Below are 13,386 nucleotides of genomic sequence, written 5' to 3' on the forward strand. Positions count from 1 at the left end.
CGTCAGGCGGACGGGACGTCAGGACCCCGCGCGATAGGTGGACATGGCCTGTCCGTAGATCTCCGAGACCTTGTCACGCTCGTTCTCCGGGCCGATGACCTGCACGATGTGATACCTGCCGTCCACGATCATGACCAGGTTGCGGACGTACACCTGGCGGCCGTCACTCTCCTGCCAGGTGAACTGCCCTTCCGCCATGGCCTGTCGCCCGATGTCGACGCGGCGCAGGCCGGTGGACGTGGCCCAGCTGGACTCCCTGAAGGGCTTCAGCTCGGGCTCGGCGGTCCGCTGGTAGTCCAGCGGGTCGCTCCCGTTGGCCTTGACGGTGTCCCGGCCGGGCACGACGAGGACCGTGAACCCGTCGCTGCCGTAACGGATCTGACGGTCGGTGCCGGTCGCACCGCGCTGCCAGCCCTTCGGGACGCCGATCTCGAAGCCCTCGGCGTCCTTGCGGAGCTCGTAGCCCTCCGCGAGCGCCACGGCGGATCGGCTGGTCTGCGGCTTCTGCGAACCCGACGAGCCCGACGAGCCCGAGGAAGCCGCTTCCGACGGGCCGCCGGACGGCGTCCCGCCTCCGGAGGGGCTGTCTCCCGGGCCCGGTGCGGCGGAGCCGGAGGGCGACGCCCCCGTCTCCGTCCCTGAATCCGATTCGGGCATGAACAGCACGGCGTAGGCGATGGCGGCCGCCATCAGCAGGAGGATCAGCACCAGCAGCAGCCGTCCCAGCCGGCGCGGTGCCCGGGCGCCCGGCTGCGGCTGGCGCAGCACCTTGGGCCCCTTGGGTTCGCGGGGCGCACGCGGCGGCTTCTCGTACACCTCCTGCTGCTCGTACGCCTGTGGCTGCTCGCGGCGCTGCGGCTTCCCCTGGCGGTGGCGGCCGTGCGCGGCGCCTCCGCGGCCCCAACGGCGGCGCACCAGCTCGCCCCGGCGGCGCACGACCGGGAGGCGGGTGGCGTCCGCGGGCGGCAGCGTGACGATGTCGGCGCCGGCCTCGGGCTCCGGGGCCGAGCGCACGAGGGAGCGCAGCCAGCCGCGCAGCTCCTCGAAGTCGGGCCGCTCCGTGGGGTCCTGACGCAGCAGCGACTCGACGACGGGCCGCAGCGGGCCGCATTCCTCCGCGAAGGCGGGCGGCTCGCCGCACACCATCTGGACGAGCTCGGCGGCGTTCTCCTCCGGGTACGGCGCGTGGCCCTGCACGGCGCGGTAGAGCAGGGCGCCGAGCGCCCACAGGTCGGTGGAGGGGCCGATGGGCGGGGCGAGCTGCCAGTTGTCGTGGACCGGCCCCGCCTGCTCGGGCGCCCACCGCTCGGTGACCGCGCCGACCACGGCGATGCGGGCCTGCCGGGCGCGCTCGGCGGCGAGGGGCGTGGCGGGGCCCCGGTAGGCGGGGGTGGTGCCGCTTCCGGCGACGACCTCGTCCCACCCTCCGGAGGGCGTACGGGCGGCCACCGGCTGCGGCAGCCGGTCCTGGCGTTCCACGGGCCCGCTGCCGAGACGCCGCGCGTCGGCGCGCAGCGCGTCCTCGCCGGAGCCGCCCGATCCTCCGGAGCCGCCCGCGGGCACGGGCCGGCCGGAGCCGGGGCCGTCGCCCCACGTACCGGCGAGGTGGACGCGCCGGCCGGGGGGCGTGGGGCCGGGGCCCTCGTCGTCGTCCTCGTCGTCCTCGTCGTCCTCGTAGGCGTACGGGTCGTCCGCCGCCCGGCCCCAGGCGGCGGGCAGCTGCGGCAGCCCGAGCGCGGGAGGCCCGACGGGCTGCTCCCGCTCATCCGCGTCGGGGCCCTCGCCGGGGCCGTCGTCGCGGCCGTGTCCGGCGCGCTTGCGGTCCTCGCCCGCTCGGGCCGCGGCTCGGGCCCCCGCGCGGTAGGCGGCGATGGCTCCGGCACGGGCGGCGCGGAGCTGCGCGGCGCTCCCGGCGCCGGGCTCCGCCGCGGGCAGGCCGGCGGGCGGCGCCACCTCGATCTCACCGCGGGGCCCGGGGGCCGGCACCCCCTCGGTGGATTCCCGGGGGCCGGGCAGGGCCTCCGGAGCGGACGACTGGTCGGGGCCGGGCAGGGCTGCGCCCTGCCCGAAGGACCCCGGGGACTCGTACGGACCGGCCCCGACCGCCGGAGGCTCGTACGGACCGGCCCCGACCGCCGGGGGCTCGTACGGTTCCGCCTCGGCGACCGAGGGTTCGTACAGGCCGGACTCGATGGCCCGGGCCTCGTGCGGGTCCGCCTCGGCCGCCGGGGGCTCGTACGGGCCGGTGGGGCCCGATTCGACCGCCGGCGGCCCGTAGGCGTTCTCCTCGTCGGGGTCCGTGCCAGGCGCCGGAACGTAGCCGCACAGCGCTTCCTCGGCCGCGCCTGCCGCGAGCCCGGTCAGCACGACGCGGCCGTCGTCGCAGACCAGCACGGTGCGGACCGTGATGTTGCGGTGCGTCCAGCCGTGCGCGTGCAGCACCCGCAGCGCCGTGAGCACGTCGGAGCCGATCTCGGCGGCACGGTAGGGGTTGAGGGGCCGCTCCGCGAGGAGCGCGGCAAGCGGCCGGGCGGCCACCAGCTCGCTCACTATCCAGAGCGATCCCGCCTCGGCGAACACGTCGAAGACCTGGTCCAGGCGGGGGTGGTCGGGCACCTGGGCCGCCGCCTGCGCGGCCTCGATCGCCCGCCGGACCGCGGGGTCGGTGGGCCGTCGCACCGTGCGTCCAATGGCCCGCCTGGCGGAGGTCAGACCGTCGGCGTCGAGCACCTCCGCGTCCACGACCTCCGGCAACGGCACCTGCCGCACCAGGACTTCCTGCCCGCTGTACGTGTCGAAGGCCCGCGTCTCGACCAGCTCGAAGGCGTCGGACGGGGGCAGCGGAAGGCGGTAGCGGTCGGCAAGCACCCGACCCGCGTAGTCGTCCACGACGCCTCCCCAGAGCGCGCTGTCCCCCGGTCACCGAGACCGCATGAATCCGTCAATTGCGGTCACTTGCTGTGCAATTGACCCTTCATTCCGGCTGCGTACGGTCTTCGGCCTCTCACAATACGTGGCAAGTCGAGGGCGCGCGGCCGTGTCACGGCAACCCGGCCGCCCGGGCGGTCAGCCGGTCGGCTCGAACGTGGCGAACGCCGTCTCGCGCAGTGTCCGGCACTCGTCGTCGTCCCAGGTGTCCGCCTTGCAGCTGATCATGATCGAGTAGCCATGGGTGGCGTCGACCTTGAAGCCCCGGTTGAGGACCCTGATCCGCATGCCCTGCTGGTCACGTGTGAACTCCCAGTCGGCGACGGTCGGGTAGCCGTTGTACTCGACCTTCTTTATCCCGATGTGCTTGTAGCCGTTGCTGAGGCTCTTGGTCGCCGCGACCGCCCCGGCCCAGGCGGCCGCCGCGTCGTCCTTCGGGGAGGAGTTGTAGTCGATCTGGACGCGGGGGAAACCACCGTCGGCGTTGTAGATGGCGCCGGAGTTCTGTCCCGCTATTTTGTCGAACTTGAAGTTCCCCGGCATCGCCATGGAGAAGTGGAACTGCTCGTTGGTGACCGCCTTGAACCCGGCCGGCAGCGCGTCCGGGTCCGGGGTCTCCTCACCGGTCTCCGGCGAGGGGGAGGTGTCGCCGGTCGCCTCGCCCTTGTCCTGGCCCTGGCCTTCCTTGCCGCCGTCCTTCTCGCTGTCGTCGCCCTTGCCCGAGCCTCCGCCGGAGCCGGCCTCGGTGTCGCCGCCGCCCGCCGCACCGGCGGACGCGGCGGTGTCGCCCTTGGAGCCGCCGCCTTCGTTGCCCGTGTCGTCACCGCCGAGGCTGAGCGCCAGCACCGTACCGAGGACGGCGAGCACGACGACGCCGGCGATGACCGCCAGGGTGCGGCGCGGCACGACATCGGTGATCGACGCGCGGGGCACGGCCGGACGCCCGGAGACCGTCGCGGCCGTGCCCGGGGCGTGCGAGGGCGCCGGGGGAACGGCGGTGCCCGCCGCCGGGGACTTCGCGTTGCGCACGGACCGCAGGGCGCCGCGCAGCCGGTCCCGCGCGCCCTCGGCGATCTGCGAGACGCCGACCGGAGTGGTCGCGGAGGAGGAAGAGAGGGAGGACGGGGATCCGGAAGCCCGGCCTGCGGGAGCCGGTCCGCCGACGTCCGGTCTCCCGGAGCCGGTGGAGGACCCGGGCCCGCCGCTCCCGGCTGCCGGGGTGGACACGGCGGCAGCGGCAGCAGCGGCCTTCTTGCCGCTGCCCTTGGAGTCGCTCCTGGCGCCCTTGTCGCTCTTGTCGCTCTTGGCGTCGCTGATCGTGGGCAGCGCCATGACCTGGGTGGAGTCGGCCGGCGGCACGACGGGCTCTTCCGGAGCGTTGATCACCGCGTTGAGCAGGACACGCGCCCCGGCGTCGTCCAGGCGCTCGTCGGGGTCCCTGGCGAGCAGGCCGTAGATGACCTCCTCCAGCTTGCCCGCGTTCGCCGGCGGCTCGACCGGTTCCGTCATCACCGCGGTCAGCGTGGCGATCGCCGAGCCCTTGTCGTACGGCGGGCGGCCCTCGACGCTCGCGTACAGCAGCCCGCCCAGCGACCACAGGTCGGCGGGCGGACCGGGCTTGTGGCCACGGGCCCGCTCGGGCGAGATGTAGGAAGGGGCGCCGACGAGCATGCCCGTAGAGGTGACCGAGGGGTCGCCCTCGACCTGCGCGATCCCGAAGTCGGTCAGGACGACCCGCCCGTCCTCCGAGATCAGCACGTTGGACGGCTTCACGTCGCGGTGCAGGATGCCCTCGCGGTGCGCCGAGCGCAGCACGTCGAGGATGGCGAGTCCGACCTCCGCCGCGCGCCTCGGCGTCAGCGTCCCGTCCTCACGGATCACCTCGGCGAGGGACTTGCCCTCGATGAGTTCCATGACGATCCACGGCCGGTCGTCCTCGTCGACCACGTCGTAGACCGTCACGGCGCTGGTGTTGCGGATCCTCGCGATCGCCTTCGCCTCACGCAGGGTCCGCGTGATGAGACGCCGTTTCTCGTCGTCGTCGATCGACGACGGGAACCGCAGTTCCTTGACCGCGACCGTACGCCCCAGCGTCTCGTCGGCAGCACGCCAGACCGTGCCCATGCCGCCCCGGCCGAGCACCTCCCCGAGCCGGTACCGCCCCGCGAGGAGACGTCCGTCCTTGTCCCCTTGGGGCTCCCGCGCCTGCTCCGCCTCCGACATGCGTCCCCTCTGCGATCAACCCGCCCTGGCAGAGCGTTCATTGTCCCTCACCCCTGGACCGGTCATGGCCCCGGGTCCGGGGCTGCCCTGGTTCGGCCGGAGGGAGAAAACCCTGCCATGCCGACATACAGGGCACCGCCCACCGCCCCGTCGGCGCTGACTCCGCCCGCCCTCGGAACCGCGAGCCTGCCAAGCGAACCACACCTCACGACCGCATCGTCCTCCCTCCCCCGTTCCGCCGTCGAGAGCGGCGCCCTCACGGCCGCCCCTCGGACCCCCGCAACACCCCCCGGAGCGAGGAGAAATGCGACTCCGCGGCCGACGACACCGTCGGCGGGCCCTGCCCCCGCCACGAACCCCGCCGGACCGCGCCGGGCCCCGGACAGGGCTCCCGGCGCGGCTTTCTGAGACCGTCTCAGCGGGGCACGATGTCCGGTGCACCCAGCCGTGCCGCGTCCGCCGTCAGGTCGTCGGGCTGCCGCTGGGACTCCCGCTCCGCCTCCACGCGCTTGCGGTAGTGCTCCACCTCCCGCTCGACCTGGTCCGTGTCCCAGCCGAGCACCGGCGCCATCAGATCCGCGCACTCGCGGGCGCAGCGGGTGCCCCGGTCGAAGGTCTCGATGGAGATCCGGGTACGCCGCGTCAGGACGTCGTCGAGGTGCCGGGCGCCCTCGTGCGAGGCGGCGTAGACGACCTCGGCCCGCAGATAGTCCTCGGCGCCGGCCAGCGGCTCACCCAGCGAGGGATCGCCCTTCACGAGCTCCAGGAGTTCCTCGGTCATCGAGCCGTACCGGTTGAGCAGGTGCTCGACCCGGACCACGTGCAGTCCTGTACGGGCGGCCATCCTGGCGCGGGCGTTCCACAGGGCGCGGTACCCCTCGGCGCCCAGCAGCGGGATGTCCTCCGTGACACACTCCGCCACCCGCTGGTCCAGCGCGTGGACGGCCTCGTCGACGGCGTCCTTCGCCATCACCCGGTACGTCGTGTACTTGCCGCCCGCGACGACGACGAGCCCGGGCGCCGGGTGCGCCACCGTGTGTTCGCGCGAGAGCTTGCTCGTGGCGTCCGACTCGCCGGCCAGCAGGGGCCGGAGTCCCGCGTAGACGCCCTCGACGTCGTCCCTGCCCAGCGGGGTGTTCAGCACCGAGTTCACGTGCTCGAGGAGATAGTCGATGTCGGCGCTGGAGGCGGCCGGATGGGCCTTGTCCAGGTCCCAGTCGGTGTCGGTCGTGCCGATGATCCAGTGCCGTCCCCACGGGATCACGAAGAGCACCGACTTCTCGGTGCGCAGGATGAGTCCGGTCGAGGAGTGGATACGGTCCTTGGGCACCACGAGATGGATGCCCTTGGACGCCCGGACGTGGAACTGTCCGCGCTCGCCGATCAGCGCCTGGGTGTCGTCCGTCCACACCCCGGTGGCGTTGACCACCTGCTTGGCCCTGATCTCGTACTCCTCACCGCCCTCGACGTCCTGCACCCGCGCGCCGACGACCCGCTCGCCCTCGCGGAGGAAGCCGGTCACCCGCGCCCTGTTGGCCACATGCGCGCCGTAGCCCGCGGCTGTGCGCACCAGGGTCGCCACATAGCGCGCGTCGTCCATCTGGGCGTCGTAGTACTGGAGGGCGCCGACCAGGGCGTCCTTCTTGAGCGCGGGGGCGACCCGGAGGGCGTGGCGCCGGGACAGGTGCCGGTGCACGGGCAGCCCGCGGCCGTGGCCGGAGGAGACCGACATCGCGTCGTACAGCGCGACGCCCGAGCCGGCGTAGAGCCGCTCCCAGCCCTTGTGCTGCAACGGATAGAGGAAGGGCACGGGCTTCACGAGGTGCGGCGCCAGCCGCTCCAGCAGCAGCCCGCGCTCCTTCAGCGCCTCCCGTACGAGCGCGAAGTCCAGCATCTCCAGATAGCGCAGGCCGCCGTGGATCAGCTTGCTCGACCTGCTCGATGTGCCGGACGCCCAGTCGCGCGCCTCGACCAGCCCGGTCGAAAGGCCTCTGGTGGCGGCGTCCAGCACGGTCCCGGCGCCGACCACGCCCGCTCCCACGACCAGCACGTCCAGTTCGCGCTCGGCCATCGCGGTCAGCGCTTCGGCGCGCTCCGCGGGTCCCAGTGTCGCTGTCCTCACTGCTGCCTCCCGGTAATCCCGGTGCATCGGGGCTCGTACGGCACGTGAGCGGATACCGGCCGGAGGGCCGGGCGCCCGTGCCCACCCCTCGATTCTGTCCGCGGTCCACGACTTCAGCCACCGCCTGTGGACAACACCCGCCCCACACGAGTCACAGAATGCGACATATAGGTCATATTTACGCCTAGTCTGACATAGCGCTGTCCCCAGCAGTTGCGCTTTCTGTCTCTTGGCCTTAGGGAAAGGACGGCCCACATGCCCGCAGACCTCGCCGTCATCGGACTCGGTCACCTCGGCCTGCCCCTCGCCCAGGCAGCCGTAGGCGTGGGAATCCACACCGTCGGCTACGACACCGACCCACGCCCCTTCGCCGAACTCTCCGCGGGCCGTACTCCGGTCGAGGGATCCCTCAGCGCGTCGGACATCCGGCGGATGGTCTCGGGCGGCTTCCGGCCCACCGCCGACCCGGCCGAGCTGGGCCGGGTGCGCACCGCCGCGATCTGCGCCCCCACCCCCCTCGGGCCCGACCGCGCCCTCGACCTCCGCGCCGTCACGGACGCCGCCCGGGCGCTCGCCGCGCGGCTGCGGCCGCACACCACCGTCCTGGTGGAGTCGGCCGTGCCGCCCGGCACCACCGAGAACGTCGTACGCCCTCTGCTGGAGGAGGGCTCCGGGCTGCGCGCCGGGCGGGACTTCCACCTCGCCCACTCCCCCGGCCGTCTCGACCCCGGCAACCGCACCCACGTCTACGGCAACACCCCGAAGGTCATCGGTGGCCTCACCCCCGCCTGCACCGAATCGGCCGCCGCCTTCTACGGGCGGCTCACCGACAAGGTCGTCCGGGCCCGCGGCCCGCGCGAGGCGGAGATGACGAAGGTCCTCGAGACCAACTTCCGGCACGTCAACATCGCGCTGGTCAACGAGATGGCGGTGCTCTGCCACGACCTCGGTGTCGACCTCTGGGACGTCATCAGGTGCGCCGAGACCAAGCCGTTCGGCTTCGAGCCGTTCCGCCCCGGGCCGGGTGTCGGCGGCCACGGCGTCCCCGTGGACCCCGGCTACTTCCCCTACACCAGCCGTACGCCCGGCCACCCGCTGCGCATGGTCTCGCTCGCCAAGGAGATCAACGACCGGATGCCGAGCTATGTGATCCAGCGCTGCGCGACCCTGCTGAACGAGCACGGCAAGTCCGTCCGGGGGGCCCGGGTCCTGCTGCTGGGGATCACCTACAAGCCGGACCTCGCCGACCAGGAGGCCTCGCCCGCCCGGGAGATCGCGACCCGGCTGATGGACATGGGCGCCCAGATCGGCTACCACGACCCGCACGTACTGGACTGGCGGGTGCGCGACCTGCCCGTCCCCCGCGCCGACTCGCTCTACGAGGCCGCCGCCGGAGCCGATCTGACGGTGCTTCTCCAACATCACCGCACGTACGACCTCCAGGGCCTCGCCGTGAAGGCCCAACTCCTCCTGGACACCCGGGGAGCGACCCCGGCGGGAGCCGCGCACCGGCTGTAGGAAGGCCTCCGAGGCCAGTGCCCCCAAGGATCGGCGGTGGGCTATGTCGGCCCGGACTGCTAGCCTGCGGCGTCACTTCTCGCACAGTCGTGCGCGTATTCGTCCCAGGGGGAAGATCCATCATGAGCCAGCCCGTGCAGCCGCCGAATCAGCCACAGCAGCCCTACGGCGGCCAGCCGGCCGACGGCAACCCGTACGCGGATCAGCAGCCCGGCAACCCCTACGGCCAGCAGCCGCCGGCACCGACGGGCAACCCCTACGGCCAGCAGCCGCCGGCGCCGACGGGCAACCCCTTCGCGGGCCAGCAGGGCCGGCAGCCGGGCCAGTTCGCCGGCGGCCCGTTCCCGCCCGCCCCGCAGGCGGGCGGCAACAAGGTCGGCCTCGGTGTGCTGGCCGCCCTGGGCGCCGCGATCGTGGCCGCCATCCTCTACGGCGTCCTGGCCGGCTCCATCGAGCGTGAGGTCGGCTACGCGGCCATCGGCGTCGGCTTCCTGGTCGGCTTCGCCGCGAGCAAGGTCGGCGGCGCCAACCCGGCCGTCCTCGGCGCGAGTGCCGTCTTCTCCCTGGTCGCCGTCTTCCTCGGCCAGCTCATCGGCATGTCGATGATCCTCGCGGACGGTCTGGGCGTCGGCTTCTCCGAGGTGTTCTTCGACCACTTCGGCGATGTCCTCGACATCTGGAAGGAGGAGGCCGACTTCATGACGTACCTCTTCCTCCTCCTGGGCCCGGTGGCCGCCTTCGGTGGCGCCAGGCGCGCCGGCTGACCCCCTCGCACCACGCACGACGGCCCGGACCAGGGAAATGGTCCGGGCCGTCCGCGTGGTGCGGGCGACGTCAGCGGCGGTGCTGCGAGTCCGCCACCGTCACCTCGACGCGCTGGAACTCCTTGAGGTCGCTGTAGCCCGTGGTGGCCATCGCCCGGCGCAGCGCGCCGAAGATGTTCATCGAGCCGTCGGGGTTGTGCGAGGGGCCGGTGAGGACCTCCTCCGTCGTGCCGACGGAGCCCAGGTCGACCAGCTTGCCGCGCGGCACGTCCTCGTGGACGGCCTCCATGCCCCAGTGCCGGCCGCGGCCGGGCGCGTCCGTGGCGCGGGCCAGCGGGGAGCCCATCATCACGGCGTCCGCGCCGCAGGCGACGGCCTTCGGGATGTCGCCGGACCAGCCGACGCCACCGTCCGCGATGACGTGGACGTACCGGCCGCCGGACTCGTCCATGTAGTCACGGCGGGCCCCGGCCACATCGGCGACCGCGGTCGCCATCGGGACCTGGATGCCGAAGACGTTGCGCGTGGTGTGCGCCGCGCCGCCGCCGAAGCCGACGAGGACACCGGCCGCGCCGGTGCGCATCAGGTGCAGGGCGGCGGTGTACGTGGCACAGCCGCCGACGATGACCGGGACGTCCAGCTCGTAGATGAACTGCTTCAGGTTGAGCGGCTCGGCGGCACCGGAGACGTGCTCGGCGGAGACCGTCGTACCGCGGATGACGAAGATGTCCACACCCGCGTCGACCACGGCCTTGGAGAACTGCGCGGTGCGCTGCGGCGAGAGCGCGGCGGCGGTGACGACACCGGAGTCGCGCACCTCCTTGATGCGCTGCCCGATCAGCTCCTCCTGGATGGGGGCGGAGTAGATCTCCTGGAGCCGCGGGGTGGCGGTCTCGACGGGCATCTCGGCGATCTCGTCGAGGAGCGCCTGCGGGTCCTCGTGGCGGGTCCACAGCCCCTCGAGGTTGAGGACGCCGAGGCCGCCCAGCTCACCGATGCGGATGGCGGTCTGCGGGGAGACCACCGAGTCCATGGGGGCGGCCAGGAAGGGCAGCTCGAAGCGGTAGGCGTCGATCTGCCAGGCGATCGAGACCTCCTTCGGGTCCCGGGTGCGGCGGCTCGGTACGACAGCGATGTCGTCGAATGCGTAAGCCCGGCGGCCGCGCTTGCCGCGCCCGATCTCGATCTCAGTCACGATGTGTGGCCTTTCCCTCTACGTCTGCGCTGACCAGTATCCCCGACACACGGGTGAGCCCGCCCGTCGCATGGGGGTGGGTCGAGGAACGGGGCCGGGTGCGTGCGGCTGCAAGGCGGAGGATCGAGGCAACGCGGAGCGGTTGGGGTCTCCCCGGGTCATGGGGTCCCCCCGCTCGAGCGCAGCCGACAGTGGGGGAGAAGCCGAGACCCTGGGGAGGATCGACGACGACGCCGCAGCTGCACGCACCCGGCCCCGCGACGCCACCCCCGTGCGACGGGCGGGCCGAGGGCGGTCCCGGGAACCCCGGTCCGCCCCTCACCTGCGCTATGGGTTACTTCCTGCTGTAGTTCGGTGCTTCGACCGTCATCTGGATGTCGTGCGGGTGGCTCTCCTTGAGACCCGCCGAGGTGATCCGGACGAAGCGGCCCTTGCTCTCCATCTCGTCGACCGAGGCCGCGCCCACGTACCCCATCGTCTGGCGGAGACCGCCGACGAGCTGGTGCAGCACGTTGGCCAGCGGGCCGCGGTAGGGCACCTGGCCCTCGATGCCCTCGGGGACGAGCTTGTCGTCCGAGGACACCTCGGCCTGGAAGTAGCGGTCCTTCGAGTACGAACGGCCCTGTCCACGGGACTGCATCGCGCCCAGCGAACCCATGCCGCGGTACGACTTGAACTGCTTGCCGTTGATGAACATCAGCTCACCCGGGGACTCCTCGCAGCCCGCCAGCAGCGAACCGAGCATCACCGTGTCCGCGCCGGCCACCAGGGCCTTGCCGATGTCGCCGGAGTACTGCAGACCGCCGTCGCCGATGACCGGGACGCCCGCCGCGCGGGCGGCCAGCGCGGCCTCGTAGATCGCGGTGACCTGCGGGACCCCGATGCCGGCGACCACACGGGTGGTACAGATCGAACCGGGTCCGACGCCGACCTTGACGCCGTCCACGCCGGCGTCGATCAGGGCCTGGGCGCCGTCGCGGGTGGCGACGTTGCCGCCGATCACGTCCACGTCCACGGCCGACTTGATCTTCGCCATCCAGTTGAGGGCGTTGCTGTTGTGGCCGTGCGAGGTGTCGACGATCAGGAAGTCGACCCCGGCGGACGCGAGCGCCTGCGCGCGGTCCAGCGCCTCGGGGCTGGCGCCGACGGCCGCGCCGACCAGCAGACGGCCTTCGGCGTCCTTGGCGGCGTTCGGGTACTGCTCGGCCTTCTTGAAGTCCTTGACCGTGATGAGGCCCTTGAGGATGCCGGCCTCGTCGACCAGCGGCAGCTTCTCGATCTTGTGGCGGCGCAGCAGCTCCATGGCCTCGACGCCCGAGATGCCGACCTTGCCCGTGACCAGCGGCATCGGCGTCATGACCTCGCGCACCTGACGCGAACGGTCCGACTCGAAGGCCATGTCACGGTTGGTCACGATGCCGAGGAGCTTGCCCGCGGGGTCGGTGACCGGCACTCCGCTGATGCGGAACTTCGCGCAGAGCGCGTCGGCCTCGCCGAGCGTGGCGTCGGGGTGCACGGTGATCGGGTCGGTCACCATGCCGGACTCGGACCGCTTCACCAGGTCGACCTGGTTGACCTGGTCCTCGATCGAGAGGTTGCGGTGCAGGACACCGACACCACCCTGCCGGGCCATGGCGATGGCCATCCGGGCCTCGGTCACCTTGTCCATCGCGGCGGAGAGCAGCGGGATGTTCACGCGTACGTTCCGCGAGATGAGCGACGAGGTGTCGACCGCGTTGGGCAGCACGTCAGATGCGCCCGGCAGCAGCAGCACGTCGTCGTATGTCAGCCCGAGCGTCGCGAATTTCTCGGGCACTCCGTCGACGTTTGCAGTCATGACACCTTCCCCAAATGGCCTTGATCGGTGCGGATGTCCATGCTAACGGCCCAACGGGGTGTCTCATTCCACGAGCAAGATCACCTGACGGTTCTGTGGCTTCCTCCACATCCCGAAGGCCCTGGCGAACCGGCCTCTACTGGCCCGCGAGGGCCCGCAGTCTGCTCAGCGCGCGGTGCTGGGCGACGCGGACGGCGCCCGGGGACATCCCGAGCATCTGCCCGGTCTCCTCCGCGGTCAGTCCGACCGCGACCCGGAGGACCAGCAGCTCGCGCTGGTTCTCCGGCAGGTTGGCGAGAAGCTTCTTGGCCCAGGCCGCGTCGCTGCTGAGCAGCGCCCGCTCCTCGGGGCCGAGCGAGTCGTCGGGCCGTTCCGGCATCTCGTCGGAGGGCACGGCCGTCGATCCGGGGTGCCGCATCGCGGCGCGCTGGAGGTCGGCGACCTTGTGGCCCGCGATGGCGAAGACGAACGCCTCGAAGGGCCTGCCGGTGTCCTTGTACCGCGGCAGCGCCATCAGGACCGCGACGCAGACCTCCTGCGCGAGGTCCTCCACGAAGTGACGGGCATCACCGGGCAGCCGATTCAGCCGTGACCTGCAGTAACGCAGAGCAAGCGGGTGCACATGGGCCAGCAGGTCATGGGTGGCCTGCGCGTCACCGTCGACGGCACGGTGCACCAGAGCACCGATCACCGTCGTCCCGTCCTCGCGCATCGGACCATGGTGCCTTGGCGCCGCCCGATCCGATGCATCGCGTCCCGAGTTGTGCACCGAAGCGTTATCAGCGGATGCGCCGGTATG

Annotated in this window: 8 protein-coding genes; 2 read left to right on the forward strand and 6 right to left on the reverse strand. The window is 72.3% G+C overall.

Features of this window, described 5'->3' with window-relative positions:
• Positions 1–18 precede the first annotated feature (18 nt).
• The 3 genes from ACZ32T_RS07945 to ACZ32T_RS07955 form a co-directional block, all read right to left on the reverse strand.
• The gene (locus tag ACZ32T_RS07945; RefSeq protein WP_467365908.1) at positions 19–2,889 is read right to left on the reverse strand and encodes a protein kinase; all 2,871 of its coding nucleotides are present in this window, start codon (positions 2,887–2,889) and stop codon (positions 19–21) included.
• 177 nt (positions 2,890–3,066) lie between these two features.
• Complete coding sequence (locus ACZ32T_RS07950) at positions 3,067–5,151, reverse strand: serine/threonine-protein kinase (RefSeq protein ID WP_467365910.1); 2,085 nt, start codon at positions 5,149–5,151, stop codon at positions 3,067–3,069.
• 415 nt (positions 5,152–5,566) lie between these two features.
• Entirely contained in the window at positions 5,567–7,273 is a 1,707-nt protein-coding gene (locus ACZ32T_RS07955; protein ID WP_467266602.1) for a glycerol-3-phosphate dehydrogenase/oxidase, read from the reverse strand.
• Between the two features lie 255 nt (positions 7,274–7,528).
• On the opposite strand from ACZ32T_RS07955, the gene ACZ32T_RS07960 reads away from it, so the two are divergent.
• Complete coding sequence (locus ACZ32T_RS07960) at positions 7,529–8,791, forward strand: nucleotide sugar dehydrogenase (RefSeq protein WP_467266604.1); 1,263 nt, start codon at positions 7,529–7,531, stop codon at positions 8,789–8,791.
• A 122-nt stretch (positions 8,792–8,913) separates the two neighbouring features.
• Complete coding sequence (locus tag ACZ32T_RS07965; RefSeq protein ID WP_467365912.1) at positions 8,914–9,555, forward strand: hypothetical protein; 642 nt, start codon at positions 8,914–8,916, stop codon at positions 9,553–9,555.
• Positions 9,556–9,625: 70 nt separating this feature from the next.
• On the opposite strand, the gene ACZ32T_RS07970 is transcribed toward ACZ32T_RS07965, so the two are convergent.
• The 3 genes from ACZ32T_RS07970 to ACZ32T_RS07980 all read right to left on the reverse strand — a co-directional run bounded on the left by ACZ32T_RS07970 (position 9,626) and on the right by ACZ32T_RS07980 (position 13,299).
• A complete protein-coding gene (locus ACZ32T_RS07970) occupies positions 9,626–10,750 on the reverse strand; it encodes a GuaB3 family IMP dehydrogenase-related protein (protein ID WP_365934571.1) in 1,125 nt (374 codons plus the stop codon).
• A 334-nt stretch (positions 10,751–11,084) separates the two neighbouring features.
• Entirely contained in the window at positions 11,085–12,587 is a 1,503-nt protein-coding gene (gene guaB, locus ACZ32T_RS07975; protein WP_467266608.1) for an IMP dehydrogenase, read from the reverse strand.
• 136 nt (positions 12,588–12,723) lie between these two features.
• Complete coding sequence (locus tag ACZ32T_RS07980; protein WP_030123887.1) at positions 12,724–13,299, reverse strand: sigma-70 family RNA polymerase sigma factor; 576 nt, start codon at positions 13,297–13,299, stop codon at positions 12,724–12,726.
• Between the last annotated feature and the right edge of the window lie 87 nt (positions 13,300–13,386).

This window comes from Streptomyces sp. NPDC023573 (assembly GCF_055559735.1).